Raw genomic sequence first — 15581 nt, 5'->3', positions numbered from 1 at the left:
AGGGGGTCTTTCCCCCCTCCCCCCCCTCCCCTCCCGGCTGGAGACTCCCCCTACCCCCGGGGGGGGGGGGGGGACCCCCACGCCAAGCCCCCACCGCCCCGCACCCAAAGACACCCCAAGGGGGGTCTGGGGGCGGAGCCCCCCAGGTACGGGAATGGGCAGGAGCGGCGGGGGCGAAAAACCCACGGACCCGCCCCTCCGGCGACCCACGTCAACGCGAGGCGTCAACCCGGCCCGGGCGCAAGACAACTAGCACCTCAGCCGACCCAACACCCTTCCTCCGCACGGCAGTACCCCCATTTGGGTCGGATCGTTGTCCTATACGGGCGCGCCGACCCTAAATGCGTACACCCTTGGATTCCCCCGCCGCGCGCCCACCGGAGGACACCCATGAGCACGCCGCCTCTCGCCTCAGGCCCCGAAGCCCCCGGCACACTGCGGCCGTTGCTCGACACCGTCCTCGACGCACTCCAAAAGGGCGGCGCGGCCCGCGGAGGACCGCTGCCCGCGGGAGGCCCCGAGGCGGTGGCGCGGCGCGTACGGGACGCGGTCGGCGACGTACTGCCCCGGCAGGGCAGCGAGGACGCCCTGCACAACCTCGTGCGAGCCCTCGCCGAGGGCGCCGCCGACCCCGCCGACCCACTCTGCGCGGCCCACCTGCACTGCCCACCCCTCGCCGTCGCCACCGCCGCCGACCTCGCCGTCTCCGCCCTCAACCCGTCCCTGGACTCCTGGGACCAGGCGCCGGCCGCCTCGGAGCTGGAGGCGCTCGTCACCAGGGCACTGGCCCACGAGGTGTACGACGCGGAAGGCGCCGCCCTCGTCACCACCGGCGGCACCGAGTCCAACCAACTCGCCCTCCTCCTCGCCCGCGAAGCCCACGGCGGCGTACAGCTCGTATGCGGAGCCAACGCCCACCACTCCCTGCACCGCGCCGCCTGGCTGCTCGGCCTGCCCGACCCCGTCGTCGTCCCCGCCCCGGCAGGAACGATGGACCCGGCCGCCCTCGACGAAGCCCTCACCGAGCTGCACGGCCCGCGCGGCTCCTTCGTCGTAGCCGCCACCGCGGGCACCACCGACGCAGGGCTCATCGACCCGCTGCCCGACATCGCCGACCTGTGCACCGCCCACGGCGCCCGCCTCCACATCGACGCCGCCTACGGCGGAGGACTCCTCTTCAGCGACCGGCACCGCACCCGACTCGACGGACTCGGCCGCGCCCACACCGTCACCCTCGACCTGCACAAACTCGGCTGGCAGCCCGTCGCCGCCGGACTCCTCGCGGTACGCGACCCGAGCGACCTCGCCGTACTGGAACACCGCGCCGACTACCTCAACGCCGACGACGACACCGAGGCAGGCCTCCCCGACCTCCTCGGCCGCTCCCTGCGCACCACCCGGCGCCCCGACATCCTCAAAATCGCCGTCACCCTCAAAACCCTGGGCAGGGACGGCATCGGCGCCCTCGTCGACCAAGTCTGCGCCCGCGCCCGAGAGCTGGCCGAACTGCTGGCCGCCCACCCCGGCTTCGAGCTCTACGACCGGCCGGTCATCAGCACCGTCCTGTTCCGGCCCGCCGGGGCCACCGACGACACCATCGCCGCCGTACGCCGCACCCTCCTGCACGAAGGCCGCGCCGTCCTCGGCCGCGCCGCGCTCGACGGCCGCCTCTGGCTCAAAGCCACCCTCCTCAATCCCCACACCCGGCCGGGCGACCTGGCCGCGCTCCTGAAACTGGTGGAAGGACACACACCCCGATGAGCCCGACGCCCACCCCTCCACGCCCCGCCGCCGAAGCACCCCGCGACCTGGTGGGCATCGGCATCGGCCCCTTCAACCTCTCCCTCGCCGCCCTCGCCCACCCCCTCGTCGAACTCGACACCGTCTTCTACGAACAACGCCCCGGCTTCGACTGGCACCCCGGCCTCCTCATCGACGGCGCGACCCTCCAAGTCCCCTTCCTCGCCGACCTGGTGACCCTCGCCGACCCCGTGAACCCGTGGTCGTTCCTCAACTACCTCAAAGCCCGCGCACGCCTCTTCCCCTTCTACTTCGCCGAGCGCTTCCACATCCAGCGCGCCGAATACGACGCCTACTGCCGCTGGGTCGCCGACAGCATCCCCGGACTCCACTTCGGCCACCAGGTCGACGCCGTCCGCTGGAATGCCGAACGCGCCCTGTTCGAAGTCGACTTCACCCAACTCGACACCAACGGAGAAGCCGAATCCCTCGGCCGCTCCTACACCCGCAACATCGTCCTCGGCGTCGGCACCGCCCCGCACATCCCCGAACCGCTCAAACCCCTCGTCGAAGCCCCCGGCGTGCCCGTCATCCACGCCGCGGACTACCTCAAACACCGCGAGCAGTTCCTCACCGCCGAACACATCACCGTCATCGGCGCGGGGCAGTCCGGCGCCGAAGTCTTCCTCGACCTCCTGCGCAACCGCCCCTCGGGCCGCGAGAAGATCCACTGGCTCGCCCGCACCGAAGCGTTCGCGCCCATGGAGTACTCCAAACTCGGCCTGGAACACTTCACCCCCGACTACACCCGCTACTTCCACGCCCTCACCGAACCCGTCCGCGACCGGCTCGTCGCCGCCCAATGGCAGCTCCACAAAGGCATCGACGCCGACACCATCGCCGCCATCCACGACGAGCTCTACCGCCGCACCCTGCACGGCGGCTGGCCCGACGCCGTCCTCACCCCCGCCGTCACCGTCCGCACCGCGGGCCGCGTCGCCACCACCAAGGTCGAACTCCACCTCGAACACGGCCAGCAGGGCGCCCGCTCCCGCCTCACCACCGACGCCGTCGTCCTCGCCACCGGCTACCGCGAACGCCCCCTCGGCCAGATCCTCGCCGGACTCGACCCCTATCTGCGCCGCGACAGCAGCGAACGCCCCCGCATCGACGACCAGTTCCGCCTCGTCCTCGACCCCGCCGTCGCCGGTCACGTCTACGTCCAGAACGCCGAACTCCACACCCACGGCGTCGGCGCCCCCGACCTCGGCCTCGCCGCCTGGCGCAGCGCCACCATCCTCAACTCCCTCACCGGCAAGGACCCCTACCCGCTGCCCGGCCGAACCGCCTTCACCACCTTCGGACTCGAACCGCGTCCGCAGGTCCCACCCGCACGCCAGACGACCCGGCCCCTCACCCCACTCGTCGAGGGACGCTAAAAGGCGGCGGGCGCTGCGGGCGTGGAAGAAGCCCGACAGCGGGTCGGGCCCGGCATGACCACCACCTGGATCGCCGCGCACCGCTGCGCCGTCATCGACCCCTTCGAGACGTTCCACCTCTTCGAACCCCGCGGCTTCGCCGACCAGACCGTACGCCAGGCCCTACGACTGGCCGGCGCGAAAGCCGTCGCCGACGCCGTGGACGTATCCCTACTGGATCTTTAGAAGGCGGACCGCCCTGGGAGACGGACCGCCCTGGAAGGCGGACCGCCCTGGAAGGCGGACCGCTCTGGAAGGCTGACCGCTCTAGAAGACGGGCGTGCCGTCCCGCGTCAGCTTCCAGTCCACCGCAGCGAACTCCTTCGGGTCGAGCGTGCCCTTCGCGGTCACCCACTCGGCGATCCGCGTACGGATTTCCGTCGACTCGGACCACACCTCGGTGGCCGAAGCGACATGCGGGAAGGCACCGCCACCATTGGCCCGGTAATTGTTCACCGCCAGCACGAACTGCTGCGCGTCGTCCAGCGCCGCACCCTTGTAGCTCAGGTTCTTGATCCGCGAACCCTCCGCCTGCGCGATGTCGATGTCGTACTGAAGACCGGACACGTAGTCGTAGTTGTAGTCCGGGCGGTTGTTCGCGTTCGTCAGCTTCTCCGTGTCGATCGCGGCGCCCGCCGCCGTCTGCACGAAGTAGTTCGCCGAGTACTCCAGGTACGCCCGGATCTGCGCCCCCGTCATCACCTTGGCGACCAGCGTGTTGTCGTACACGTACAGGCTCGACAGATCCCGGATCGTCACATCGCCGGCCGGAATCGCCGACGTACGGGAGAACGGCGACGCCTGCGCGATCACCGGCAGCGACGCGTACGCCGTGCCCGCCAGCGCCGCCTTGACCACGTCCTCCTGCACTTTGGTGATCAGGTCGATGATCGGGGCGTCCTTGTACCGCGCCTCCACCGTCGTCAGTGTCTGGGTCGCCTTACCGACCACCTGGTTGACATACGCCACGACCACGTCGTGTTCGTCCTTCAACAGCTTGGTGATCTTCGGGTCGTCGGCGACCGAGTTCGAGTTGCGGACCGAGGCCGCCACCGACTCGACCTGCCACTTCCCCTTCTCGAAGACCAACTCGAAGTCGAAGACCGACAGCCGCTCCGCGTACGCCAGCGGCTCCGACAGCACGACCGTCCTGCCGGTCGCCGCGTTGGTGACCTTCAGCTCGGGAATCTCCACATGCGCGTGCCCGACGAGAATCGCGTCGATACCCGGCACCTGCTGCGCGACCAGCGCCGCCGAGTTCTCGATGTACGGCAGCTGGTCACCATACGACGAGGTGCCCGACGAGCCGGAGTGCGCCGACACGACCACGACGTCCGCACCCATCGACCGCAGCTTCGGCACCCACTTCGCCGCCTGCTCCTCCAGACCCGGGAACGTCAACTTGCCCTGGACGTAGGCCTTGTCCCAGATCGCGATACCCGGGTTCGTCAGACCGAGGACCGCCACCTTCACCGGCGGGGCGCCCGGAACATGGAACTTCTTGATGAAGTACGGAGGGAACGCCGGCTTCAGCGTCTTCGCGTCCAACGCATTCGCGCCCAGCAGCGGGAAGTGACACTGCGACTCGAACTTCCGCAACGTCTCGATGCCGTAGTTGAACTCGTGGTTGCCGAGCGCCGCGGCGTCGAACCCGATCGCGTTCATCGCCTGCGCCATCGGGTGGACGGGACCACCCTTGGCGGTGATCGGGTCCACCTTCGCGTAGTAGTACGTCAGCGGAGTGCCCTGGATCGTGTCGCCCGCGTCCAGCAGCAGCGTGTTGCAGCGGCCCTTCTCCTTACGGATCTCGTTCACCAGCGTCGAAATCCGCGACAGACCCTGCGCGTTGCCCGCCTTGTCCGTGTACTCCGCATCCTTGAAGTAGTCCCAGTTGAACACATGGCCGTGCAGATCCGTCGTGCCCATGACCGTCAGCGAATACCGCTTCGGGGACTTCTTGACCCCCGAGACCTCGACAGCCTGAGCGGCCGGAGCCGCGGCCGCCCCGGCGAGCGCGACCCCCGCACCCGTCACGGCGGACTTCTTCAGGAACTTCCGGCGGTTCAACGGCATCTCTATGGCTCCTAGGAAAAAGGTCAACGACGCGCGTAGATTCTGGCCCAACAGCCCACCCCGCAACAGGTCCAGGAGGTTTCGATCTGATGACCTGTGAGCACCACAACCGGCCCTCCCAGTGACAGAGTGGGACGTATGGCCCCCACCGCGGACTCCACCTCACAAGAACCCCAACCCGCCGTCCCCTACGGCACACCCGAATCCCCGCGCATCGCCGTCCGAGGCGAAGCCCACCTCGAAGTCGACCCCGAGATCGCCCGCATCGGCATCACCGTCGAGGCCCACGGCCGGGACCGCCGCGAAGCCCTCACCGACCTCACCCGCCGCAACGCCGCCGCCCTCGACCTCGTGAAGTCGTACGGCGCCGCAGTCGAACGCCTGGAAACCGGCGCCTTCTCCATCAGCCCCGAACTCAGCAGACGCGGCCGCGGCGAACGCGTCCGCACCTACCACGGCCGCGTCCACATCACCGCCGAACTCACCGACTTCACCGCACTCGGCGAACTCACCAGCGCACTCGCGGACCGCGACCTCACCCGCGTCGACGGCCCATGGTGGGCCCTGCGCCCCGACTCACCCGCCCACCGCACCGCAAGGCAGCAAGCCGTCCGGGAAGCCCTCCAACGCGCCCGCGAATACGCCGAAGCGCTCGGCACCCAACTGTCCGCCCTCGTCGAACTCGCCGACATCGGCGCCGAAAGCGCCCCACCGTACGCGTTCGAAGCCCAGGCCTCCCGCGCCCTGCGCACCAGATCCGCCTACGGCGGCGGCCCCATCGAGGACGAAGCCGCCGCCCTCGACCTCGAACCCCAACGCCAACACGTCTACGCCCAGGTCAACGCCCGATTCACGATGGCGCCACCGCAGTTGTAGAGAATGTGACGGTCGGTGACCGACTGCTTCTCCTGTGCGGGCGCGCGGAGATGAATAGATAAATGCGACCGGGGTGCGCCCAAAACCCGTTCTGCTCATCGGAGCGCACCATCGCACAATTCAACAGTTGTCAATAGCTCTTCACGCAAAGGTTGTTGGGTAGTCACGCACGACCAATTCTCTACCCGCCGGTAAGGCCTAGGCTCGAACCATGCGCCGAGCAAAAATCGTCTGTACATTGGGCCCCGCCACCGACTCGTACGACCAGATCAAAGCCCTGGTCGAAGCCGGAATGGACGTAGCCCGCTTCAACCTCAGCCACGGCACGTACGCCGAACACGAGGAGCGCTACCACCACGTGCGAAAGGCCTCCGACGAGACCGGCCGCAGCGTCGGAATCCTCGCCGACCTTCAAGGCCCGAAGATCCGACTCGGCCGCTTCAGCGAAGGCCCCGTACTCCTTGAACGCGGAGACACCTTCACCATCACCGTCGAAGAAGGCGCCGAAGGCGACCGCCAGGCCTGCGGAACGACCTACGAAGGACTCGCGGCCGACGTCACCCCCGGTGAACGCATCCTCGTCGACGACGGCAAAGTCACCCTCGAAGTCACCGCCGTCGACGGCCCCCGCGTCCACACCACCGTCGTCGAAGGCGGCATGGTCTCCGACCACAAAGGCCTCAACCTCCCCGGCGTCGCCGTCTCCGTCCCCGCCCTCTCCGACAAGGACGAAGCAGACCTCCGCTGGGCCCTCCGCTCCGGCTTCGACGTCATCGCACTGTCGTTCGTAAGAAGCGGCAAGGACATCCACGACGTCCACCGCATCATGGACGAAGAAGGCCGCCGCCTCCCCGTGATCGCCAAGGTGGAGAAGCCCCAGGCCGTCGACAACATCGACGACATCGTCGCCGCCTTCGACGGCATCATGGTCGCCCGCGGCGACCTCGGCGTCGAGATGCCCCTCGAACAGGTCCCCATCGTCCAAAAGCGCGCCATCAAGCTCGCCAAGCGCAACGCCAAGCCGGTCATCGTCGCCACCCAGATGCTCGACTCGATGATCGACAACTCCCGCCCCACCCGTGCGGAAGCCTCCGACGTCGCCAACGCCGTCATCGACGGCACCGACGCGGTGATGCTGTCCGGCGAGACCAGCGTCGGCAAATACCCCATCGAGACGGTCAAGACAATGGCGCGGATCGTGGAGGCGGCGGAGGAAGACATCCTCGCCAAGGGCCTCCCGCCCCTGACCGAACGGAACAAGCCCCGCACCCAGGGCGGCGCCGTCGCCCGAGCCGCCGCCGAAATGGGCGACTTCCTCGGCGCCAAGTTCCTCGTCGCCTTCACCCAGTCCGGCGACACCGTCCGGCGCCTGTCGCGCTACCGCTCGCCCATCCCGCTGCTGGCCTTCACCCCGGACCCGGCGACCCGCTCCCAGCTCAACCTCACCTGGGGCGTCGAAACCTTCCTCGGCCCCCACGTCGACTCCACCGACGCCATGGTCGACCAGGTCGACGAACTCCTCCTCAATTACGGCCGCTGCCAGAAGGGCGACATCGTCGTCATCACCGCAGGCTCCCCGCCCGGAGTCTCCGGTTCGACGAACCTCGTACGCGTCCACCACATCGGCGAGGACGACAAGTAGTTGCGTAAAGGGGCCCTTCTTACGGAGGGCCTCCGTTTGCTTTCTCACGGCGTGACGATGTTGAAGTCCGCCGTCGGCGTCACGATCACCGAGAACAACCTGGTGAGCAGCGCATATTGCGGGGTCAGTATTTGGGGCCTACGTGGGTGTCCATGAGGGCGACGGAGGCCTTCTTGGCGACGGAGATGTTGTACGGGTTCCCGTTGCGCGTGCAGTGGGTCCAGTGGATGCCGAGCTTGTCCAAGGTGTCCGTATAGAGCTGACGGATGTCGTCGGACACGTTGGTGAAGAAGTAGCGGGGGTACTCGTATCGCTTGCGCTCACCGCCGACGAGACGGGTCGTCCAGTTGGTGATGCGGCAACCGTCGGAGTGGACGAGTCCGCGGATGAATGCCCAAGGGTGGGCATCGACGATCTCCTGCTGCCAGGGTTCGAGGACGATGGGGCGCTCGTGCTTCTTGCCGGGGCCGTGCTGGGGGAAGAGACATGGCCAGTGCTTGCTGGAGCCGGTGACGGCGACACAACCCTGTTTTTTGACGCGGCACACGCAGTTGTCGGGGCGGACGGCGCGCATCGCGGCTTCGCAGGCGTCGATGAGGCCGGGCCACGCGTTGTCCATGACGATGCGGATGAAGTAGACGCCTCTGCGGTGAGCGTTGATGCAGCCATCGCCGAGATAGAGGCCTAACAGATAGGCGTACGCCGCCGGGTCCTCGGGAGGGCTCGGTAGGTCCTGGCACCTTGGGCAGGGGCGGCCGGTGCGCCTGCGAGGCTCGATACGGGTCTGCCAGGAGCGGATAGCAGCCCGGGAGACTCCGGTCTCTTTGCTTACGGAGTTCAGGCTGTGCCCCTGAGCGGCCAGAGCTAGAGCTCGCTTGCGTGTGCCCATGTCGTACATGTGGCCAGCCTGTGTGGCTGATCGCCGCGACACGCAGCAAAAAGCGGATGTTCACGAGAATGGGAACGTCCGCATCTGGGTGACAACCTTGAAAACGAAGGAAAAGTGCCCCAGGTGGGATTCGAACCCACACTGTCCGCTGTTTGAGAGCGGCCTCTCTAACCAGTTGGAGTACTGGGGCCTTAGAAAGCAAGGGGAAGTGTGACCCCTCGGGCAACTACCTTACCGCAGCTAGGTAGGCTCTTGGGAGCAGTACCCGGCCTGAACGAGGAGCCCCCGTGACCGCCCCCGAGTCGCCCCAGCCCGTAGACGCGCCCGACGACGACAAGTCGCACGTGCCTCCGCTGACGACCCGCGTCGTCATCGCTGAGGACGAGGCGCTGATCCGTCTCGACCTCAAAGAGATGCTGGAGGAAGAGGGTTACACCGTCGTAGGCGAGGCGGGCGACGGTGAGCAGGCCGTCGAGCTGGCCCGGGAGCACAAGCCGGACCTGGTGATCCTCGACGTGAAGATGCCCAAGCTGGACGGGATCTCCGCCGCCGAGAAGATCGCCGAGGAGAGCATCGCCCCCGTTCTCATGCTCACCGCCTTCTCGCAGCGCGACCTCGTCGAGCGTGCGCGTGACGCCGGCGCCATGGCGTACCTGGTGAAGCCGTTCAGCAAGAGTGACGTCGTACCGGCGATCGAGATGGCCGTGTCGCGGTTCACGGAGTTGAAGGCGCTGGAGAAGGAGATCGTGGATCTCACGCAGCGCCTGGAGACGCGGAAGCTGGTCGACCGCGCGAAGTCGGTGCTGCAGACGGAGTACGGGCTGACCGAGCCCGCCGCGTTCCGGTGGATTCAGAAGACCTCCATGGACCGTCGTATGTCCATGCAGCAGGTCGCCGAGGCGGTCATTCAGGACGCCGAGGAGAAGAAGTCCGCGAAGGGCTAGCTCTCCCCAGCGCAGCGGAAGAGGCCCGCGTCCCCGACAAGGGGCGCGGGCCTCTTCGTACACCCGGAGTGGACTCAGTCCTCGCCGAGGTACGCCTTCCGTACGGACTCGTCGTGCAGCAGGTCCTGCCCGGTGCCGGAGAGGACGATGTTGCCGACCTCCATGACGTGTCCGTGGTCGGCGAGGGAGAGCGCCGCCTGGGCGTTCTGCTCGACGAGGAGGATGGTCGTGCCGGAGGCCTTGAGTTCGGCGATCGTGGCCATGATCTTCTGCATCATGATCGGCGAGAGGCCCATGGAGGGTTCGTCGAGCATGAGCAGCTTGGGCTGGGACATCAGCGCCCGGCCCATCGCCAGCATCTGCTGCTCACCGCCCGACAGGGTTCCGGCCGCTTGCTTGCGGCGTTCGCCCAGGATGGGGAACAGGTCGTACGCCCGCTGGATGTCCTTTTCGATGCCTGCCTTGTCGGAGCGGAGGAAGGCTCCGAGCTGGAGGTTTTCGGTGATCGTCAGCCGGGGGAAGATGTGGCGTCCCTCGGGGGAGTGGGCGAGGCCGAGGGCGACGATCTTGTGGGCGGGGGTGCCGCTGAGGGGTTTGCCGTCGAAGAGGATGCGGCCGGAGCTGGGCTTGAGGAGCCCGGAGAGGGTGCGCAGGGTGGTCGTCTTGCCGGCGCCGTTGGTGCCGATGAGGGTGACGATCTGGCCGGCTTCGACGGTGAAGGAGATGCCCTTGACGGCTTCGATCTTGCCGTAGGCGACCTTGAGGTCTTCGACCTCGAGCAGTGCGGTCACTGGGCGGTTCCTTCCTTGCTGGTGGTGCTCTGCGCGTCGGAGGCTCCCGCGGCCTCGGCGGCTTCGACTTCGGCGATTTCTTCGTCGCCGGGGGCGCCTTCGAACGGCTCGCCGAGGTAGGCGGCGATGACGCGTTCGTCGCCCTGGACGACCTCCGACGTTCCCTCGACGAGCTTTTCGCCCTGGACGAGGCAGGCGACGCGGTCGGACAGGTTGAAGATGAAGCGCATGTCGTGCTCGATGACGAGGACGGCGATGCCCCTGTCGCGGATGGCGAAGACGAGGTCTTCGGTCGCTCGCGTTTCCTGGGGGTTCATGCCTGCGGTGGGCTCGTCCAGGAGGAGCAGGCCCGGCTCGCTTGCCATCGCGCGCGCGATCTCCAGCTTGCGCTGTTCGCCGTAGGGGAGGTTGCGGGAGAGGTGGTCGGCCTTGTGGTCGAGGCCGATGAACTCCAGCAGTTCCATGGCGCGTTCACGCGAGGCTGCCTCCGCTTTGCGGAAGCCCGGGCCGCGGAGCAGGGCCGACCAGAGGCCTTCCTTCGTCCTGGTGTGGCGGCCGACGAGCACGTTTTCCAGGACGGTCATGTTGGCGAAGAGCCGGATGTTCTGGAAGGTGCGGGCGATGCCGGCGCTGGTGACCAGGTGCGGCTTGGGCGGGAGGACGGTGCCCTTGTAGGAGACCTTGCCCTCTGTCGGCACGTACAGGCCCGTCAGGCAGTTGAAGAACGTCGTCTTGCCGGCGCCGTTGGGGCCGATGAGGCCGACGATCTCGCCGGTGTTGACGGTGAGGTCGACGCTGCGTACGGCGGTGAGGCCGCCGAAGCGCATGGTGACGCCGCTGGCTTCGAGGACGGGGCTGGGGGCTGTGGTGGTGGTCATGTGGGTCACGCCCCTGCCTTGGTGACGCCGACAGTGCTGTCGGGCAGGCCTTGTTCGGGGATGTCGAGTTGGCCGGTGTCGTGGAATTCGAGCTGGCGGCGGCGGTTGGCGATGATGCCTTCGGGGCGGAAGCGCATGAGGATCACGAGCGCGATGCCGAAGGCGAGCAGCTGGTACTCCTTGAGGAAGCTGAGCTTCTCGGGGAGGAGGTAGAGCAGCGTGGCGCCGAGGATGGGGCCGTTGACGGTGCCCATGCCGCCGAGGACGACCGCGGCGAGCAGGAAGGCGGAGTTCGGGGGCACGGAGCCGGCGAACTGGTACGGGGCCGGGTTGACGCTGTACCCGACGTGGGCGCTGACTGTACCGGCGAGGCCTGCCAGCGATGCACCCAGCGCGAAGGCGATGAGCTTGACGCGGAAGCCGTTGATGCCCATGGCGGTGGCGGCGGTCTCGTCTTCGCGGATGGCGATCCAGGAGCGGCCGATGCGGGAGTCGGCGGCGCGGTTGAAGACGAGGACGACCAGCGCGGTGATGAGCAGCATCAGCAGGAAGTAGTTCGCGAAGCGGCCGAGGGTGACTCCGCCGACGTCGTGGGTGCTTCCGAAGTTGAACCCGAAGATCTTGAGGTCCGGGATCATGGAGATGCCGTTGGGGCCGTTGGTGAGGTTGGGCCCGGAGGAGCCGTCCATGTTGTTGACGGAGATGCGGAAGATCTCTCCGAAGCCCAGGGTGACGATGGCGAGGTAGTCGCCGCGCAGTCGCAGGGTGGGGGCGCCGATGAGGACGCCGAAGACGAGCGACGCGCCCATGCCGGTGAGCATGGCGGCCCAGAAGGGGAACTGGACGCCGGAGAAGCGGGAGAACTCGGAGCCTGAGACGAGGGCAGCGGCGTAGGCGCCGACGCCGAGGAAGGCGACGTATCCGAGGTCGAGGAGTCCGGTGAGGCCGACGACGATGTTGAGGCCGAGGGCGACGGTGGCGACGACGAGGATGTTCACGCCGAGGTTGGCGTTGTGCTCGTTGTTCTCGACGAAGGGGAAGATCGCCGCGGCGAGGAATGCCATGGAGGTGGCGAATCCCTTGTGGCGGGCGTTGAGTTCGGCGAAGCGGTCGAAGAGTCCGGCGGTGAGCAGGGCCCAGGTGCCGAAGATGACCAGGAGCAGGTAGCCGAGGAACGTTTCGCTTGCGTCGGGGTCGACGCCGATGCCGTAGGTGAAGACGATCAGGGCCACGGCGGTGGCGCCGGTGATGACGAGGCGCTCGCCCCAGCCGGGGAGCTTGGCGGCCGGGGGGATGTTCTCCGGCTTGGTGACGTAGTCCTTGAACGTGTCGCCGGGCTTGGGGAGTGCCAGGGTGCCGACGAGGGCGATCAGGGAGCCGACGGCGGCGATGTAGGCGCCGGGGTCGAGGGCGACGAGGCCCTTGAGGTCGACGGCGATGGCGATGGCGCTGAACCAGCTGACGGCGAACGCGGAGGTGGCGGCGAGGACGACGGGCTGGGTGGCGCCTGCCGGGTTGAGCCAGCCGAGGCCGCGGATGTTGAAGAGGGTGAGCGCGAAGAGCAGGGTGACGGCGCCGGCGATGAGGTCGAGGATCTGGAGTCCGGCCGGGGAGCCGTAGTAGGTGAGGTCCCCGGGGAAGTCGGACGTGTAGGTCCAGGACATGAAGGTGCTGGCGATGGTGGCGATGGCGCCGACGGCGATGAGGGCGCGGGCGGCGGTCTGGGGGAGTGCGATCAGGCCGCGCTGTGCCGTGTTCTCGATGGTTGCCATGGTGCTCACGCCCTGTCCGCGACGCGTTCGCCGACGAGGCCTTGTGGCCTGAACAGCAGTACGAGGATGAGGAGTACGAAGGCCCAGACGGAGGACCAGCCGCCGCCGCCGAGCTGCTGCATGCCGGGGATTCCGTCGATGTAGCTGGTGGCCATGGTTTCGGCGAGGCCGAGGACGAGGCCGCCGATCATGGCGCCGTAGATGTTGCCGATGCCGCCGAGGACGGCCGCGGTGAAGGCTTTGAGGCCCATCTGGAAGCCCATGTCGTATTTCACCGTGCCGTAGCGCAGGCCGTAGGCGACGGCTGCGACGGCGGCGAAGAAGCCGCCGATGGCGAAGGCGATGACGATGATGCGGTTGGTGTCGATGCCCATGAGCTGGGCGGTGTCCGGGTCCTGCGCGGTGGCCTGCATGGCGCGGCCGGTGCGGGAGAGGCGGACGAAGAAGGCGAGGGCGGCCATGCAGATGGGGGCGGCGACGATGACGAAGAAGGAGCCGCTCTGGATGCTGATGGAGCCGAGGTGCCAGGGACCGAAGGGGAGTTGCGGGAAGTTGCGGTCGACCTTGGCGTTGGGGTACGCGTTGAAGACGACCTGCTGGAGGGCGAGGGAGAGGCCGATGGCGGTGATGAGGGGGGCGAGGCGTGGTGCTCCGCGCAGTGGTCGGTAGGCGAAGCGTTCGGCCCCGACGGCGATGAGGACGGAGACGAGTCCGCCGCCTATGAGCATCGCCGGGAGGGCTATCCACATGGATGTGCCGTTTGGCAGAACGTAAAGGTAGACCGTGAGTGCGCCGAAGCCGCCGGTCATGAAGATCTCGCCGTGGGCGAAGTTGATGAGCTGGACGATGCCGTACACCATCGTGTATCCGATGGCGATCAGCCCGTACATCGAGCCGAGGAACAGCCCGTTGGCCAGCTGCTGCGGCAGGGTGTTCACCGCATGGCCTCCATGTGGTGGGGAGAGTTGAGCAGGGCGTATGAAGCGGGCCGCGCGGTGACGGGTGGTCTGGCCGCGCGGCCCTTGGGTGGTGCTAGCGGCGGAAGGGATCAGCCGTTGAAGGTGCCGCTCTTGACGGCCTTCCACTTGCCGTCGACGACCTGGTAGACGGTGAGCTGCTTGTTGGTGGTGTCGCCGTACTCGTCGAAGGAGACGGGGCCTGCGATGCCGTCGAACTTGGTCTTCTGCACCTCGGCGACGATCTTGGCGCGGGCGTCGCTCGGGACCTTGCCGTCCTTCACGACGTTGCCGATGGCCTTGATGATGGCGGTGGCGGCGTCGTAGGAGTAGCCACCGTAGGTGCCGTAGTCGCCCTTGAGGCCGGAGGCCTTGTACTTCTTGATGAACTCGGCGGCGGAGGGCAGGGAGTCGACGGGCTGGCCGACGGAGGTGACGAGGTCGCCTTCGGAGGTCTTGCCGGCGGTCTCGATGTAGGTCGGGGTGAACATGCCGTCACCGCCGAACAGCGGGATCTTGGCTCCGCCGTCCTTGAGCTGCTTGGTGACCTTCTCGGACTCGTCGTACTGGCCGCCGTAGTAGACCAGGTCGGCCTTGGAGTTCTTGATCTTGGTGACCAGAGCCGAGAAGTCGGTGTCGCCGACGTTGACGTGGTCCTCGCCCGCGACCTTGCCGCCCGACTTGGTGAAGCCGGCCTTGAACAGCTTGGCGAGGCCGGCGCCGTAGGTCTGCTTGTCGTCGACCACGAACACCTTGCGCTTCTTCAGGGTGTTGTAGGCGTAGTCGGCGGCGAAGCCGCCCTGGAGGGCGTCGGTGGTGGCGGTGCGGAAGTACGTCTTGAAGGGACGCGACTTCGACGTCTGCCAGTTCTTGCCCTGGGTGAGCTCGGGCGCCGTGTTGGACGGCGAGATCTCGACCAGGTTGGCGGTGGCGAAGACCTGCTGCATCTGGGTGGCGACGCCGGAGTTCAGCGGGCCGACGACGCCGAGGACCTTGTCGTTCTGGACGAGCTGGGTGGCGTTCTGCTGGCCGGAGGCCGGGATCGCCTTGTCGTCGAGCGCCTGGACCTTGAAGGTCACGCCGGGAACGGTGTTGTTCTTGTTGGCGTCGTCGACAGCGATCTGCACGCCGCCCTGGATGCCGAGGCCCGTGGCGGAGTTCTGACCGGTCAGCGGCGCGTCTACGCCGATGATGATCTCGGTCTTCTTGCTGCTTTTGCTGTCCCCGCTGTCGTCGCGCGAGCCGCAGGCGGTCAGCGTGAGTGCTCCTGTGGTGAGCACGGAGGTGAGTATGACCAAAGAACGCTGTCGCACGTTGAATCCTCTCCCTGGCGCGGCACCCCAGGGTGGGGGCCGTGAGTCTCGCCGGGCCGTACTGGGTGGTACAGGCCGTGCAGTAGACGCGCCCGGCGGCGCGGTGACTGGCCGTGACTATAAGCGCAGGTAGGGGGAGCTCACAGGAGCGTAGGGAAGGCTGTGACGCTCTTGTTATGCGGGGGCTGTCCTGGCGGGCGCAGGGCGGGCAATTGGGGCATTTCGGGAT

The 15581-nt window shown here is 67.6% G+C and carries 13 protein-coding genes and 1 tRNA gene; 6 read left to right on the top strand and 8 right to left on the bottom strand.

The window, feature by feature from the left end:
- Positions 1-390: 390 nt before the first annotated feature.
- Genes ACZ4RZ_RS09480 through ACZ4RZ_RS09470 form a run of 3 tightly spaced genes read left to right on the top strand, consistent with a single transcriptional unit; the run spans position 391 to position 3404 of the window.
- Entirely contained in the window at positions 391-1761 is a 1371-nt protein-coding gene (locus ACZ4RZ_RS09480) for a pyridoxal phosphate-dependent decarboxylase family protein (RefSeq protein ID WP_467743393.1), read from the top strand.
- Positions 1758-3179, top strand: a complete 1422-nt coding sequence (locus tag ACZ4RZ_RS09475; RefSeq protein WP_467743392.1) for a lysine N(6)-hydroxylase/L-ornithine N(5)-oxygenase family protein — start codon at positions 1758-1760, stop codon at positions 3177-3179. The genes ACZ4RZ_RS09480 and ACZ4RZ_RS09475 overlap by 4 nt, the downstream gene beginning before the upstream one ends.
- A gap of 54 nt (positions 3180-3233) precedes the next feature.
- The gene (locus tag ACZ4RZ_RS09470; protein ID WP_467743391.1) at positions 3234-3404 is read left to right on the top strand and encodes a hypothetical protein; all 171 of its coding nucleotides are present in this window, start codon (positions 3234-3236) and stop codon (positions 3402-3404) included.
- Between the two features lie 81 nt (positions 3405-3485).
- Here the strand turns inward: ACZ4RZ_RS09470 and ACZ4RZ_RS09465 are convergent, their stop codons facing one another.
- Positions 3486-5291 (bottom strand): bifunctional metallophosphatase/5'-nucleotidase, encoded by a 1806-nt coding sequence (locus tag ACZ4RZ_RS09465; RefSeq protein WP_467743390.1) that lies wholly within the window; start codon positions 5289-5291, stop codon positions 3486-3488.
- A gap of 138 nt (positions 5292-5429) precedes the next feature.
- Here ACZ4RZ_RS09465 and ACZ4RZ_RS09460 point away from each other — a divergent pair, with 138 nt between their 5' ends.
- Both ACZ4RZ_RS09460 and pyk read left to right on the top strand, forming a co-directional pair.
- Positions 5430-6167 (top strand): SIMPL domain-containing protein, encoded by a 738-nt coding sequence (locus ACZ4RZ_RS09460; protein ID WP_467743389.1) that lies wholly within the window; start codon positions 5430-5432, stop codon positions 6165-6167.
- 211 nt (positions 6168-6378) lie between these two features.
- Complete coding sequence (gene pyk, locus ACZ4RZ_RS09455; protein WP_467743388.1) at positions 6379-7809, top strand: pyruvate kinase; 1431 nt, start codon at positions 6379-6381, stop codon at positions 7807-7809.
- A gap of 124 nt (positions 7810-7933) precedes the next feature.
- Here pyk and ACZ4RZ_RS09450 read toward each other — a convergent pair whose 3' ends face one another.
- On the bottom strand, positions 7934-8707 hold the full coding sequence (locus ACZ4RZ_RS09450) for a transcriptional regulator (protein ID WP_467743387.1): 774 nt from the start codon (positions 8705-8707) through the stop codon (positions 7934-7936).
- A gap of 106 nt (positions 8708-8813) precedes the next feature.
- Positions 8814-8888, bottom strand: a tRNA-Leu gene (locus ACZ4RZ_RS09445).
- 97 nt (positions 8889-8985) lie between these two features.
- On the opposite strand from ACZ4RZ_RS09445, the gene ACZ4RZ_RS09440 reads away from it, so the two are divergent.
- Entirely contained in the window at positions 8986-9642 is a 657-nt protein-coding gene (locus ACZ4RZ_RS09440; protein ID WP_467743386.1) for an ANTAR domain-containing response regulator, read from the top strand.
- Between the two features lie 74 nt (positions 9643-9716).
- Here the strand turns inward: ACZ4RZ_RS09440 and ACZ4RZ_RS09435 are convergent, their stop codons facing one another.
- The 5 genes from ACZ4RZ_RS09435 to ACZ4RZ_RS09415 form a co-directional block, all read right to left on the bottom strand.
- Complete coding sequence (locus ACZ4RZ_RS09435) at positions 9717-10433, bottom strand: ABC transporter ATP-binding protein (RefSeq protein WP_467743385.1); 717 nt, start codon at positions 10431-10433, stop codon at positions 9717-9719.
- Positions 10430-11311 carry an ABC transporter ATP-binding protein gene (locus tag ACZ4RZ_RS09430; RefSeq protein WP_467743384.1) on the bottom strand — a complete coding sequence of 294 codons (882 nt, stop codon included), beginning with the start codon at positions 11309-11311 and terminating at the stop codon, positions 10430-10432. The genes ACZ4RZ_RS09435 and ACZ4RZ_RS09430 overlap by 4 nt, the downstream gene beginning before the upstream one ends.
- A 5-nt stretch (positions 11312-11316) precedes the next feature.
- Positions 11317-13083 carry a branched-chain amino acid ABC transporter permease gene (locus tag ACZ4RZ_RS09425; RefSeq protein WP_467743676.1) on the bottom strand — a complete coding sequence of 589 codons (1767 nt, stop codon included), beginning with the start codon at positions 13081-13083 and terminating at the stop codon, positions 11317-11319.
- Between the two features lie 5 nt (positions 13084-13088).
- Positions 13089-14021 (bottom strand): branched-chain amino acid ABC transporter permease, encoded by a 933-nt coding sequence (locus ACZ4RZ_RS09420; protein ID WP_467743383.1) that lies wholly within the window; start codon positions 14019-14021, stop codon positions 13089-13091.
- A gap of 110 nt (positions 14022-14131) precedes the next feature.
- The gene (locus tag ACZ4RZ_RS09415) at positions 14132-15352 is read right to left on the bottom strand and encodes a branched-chain amino acid ABC transporter substrate-binding protein (RefSeq protein WP_467743382.1); all 1221 of its coding nucleotides are present in this window, start codon (positions 15350-15352) and stop codon (positions 14132-14134) included.
- Between the last annotated feature and the right edge of the window lie 229 nt (positions 15353-15581).

Source organism: Streptomyces sp. NPDC027189 (assembly GCF_055566975.1).
This window is presented reverse-complemented; position numbering and strand designations above follow the sequence as displayed.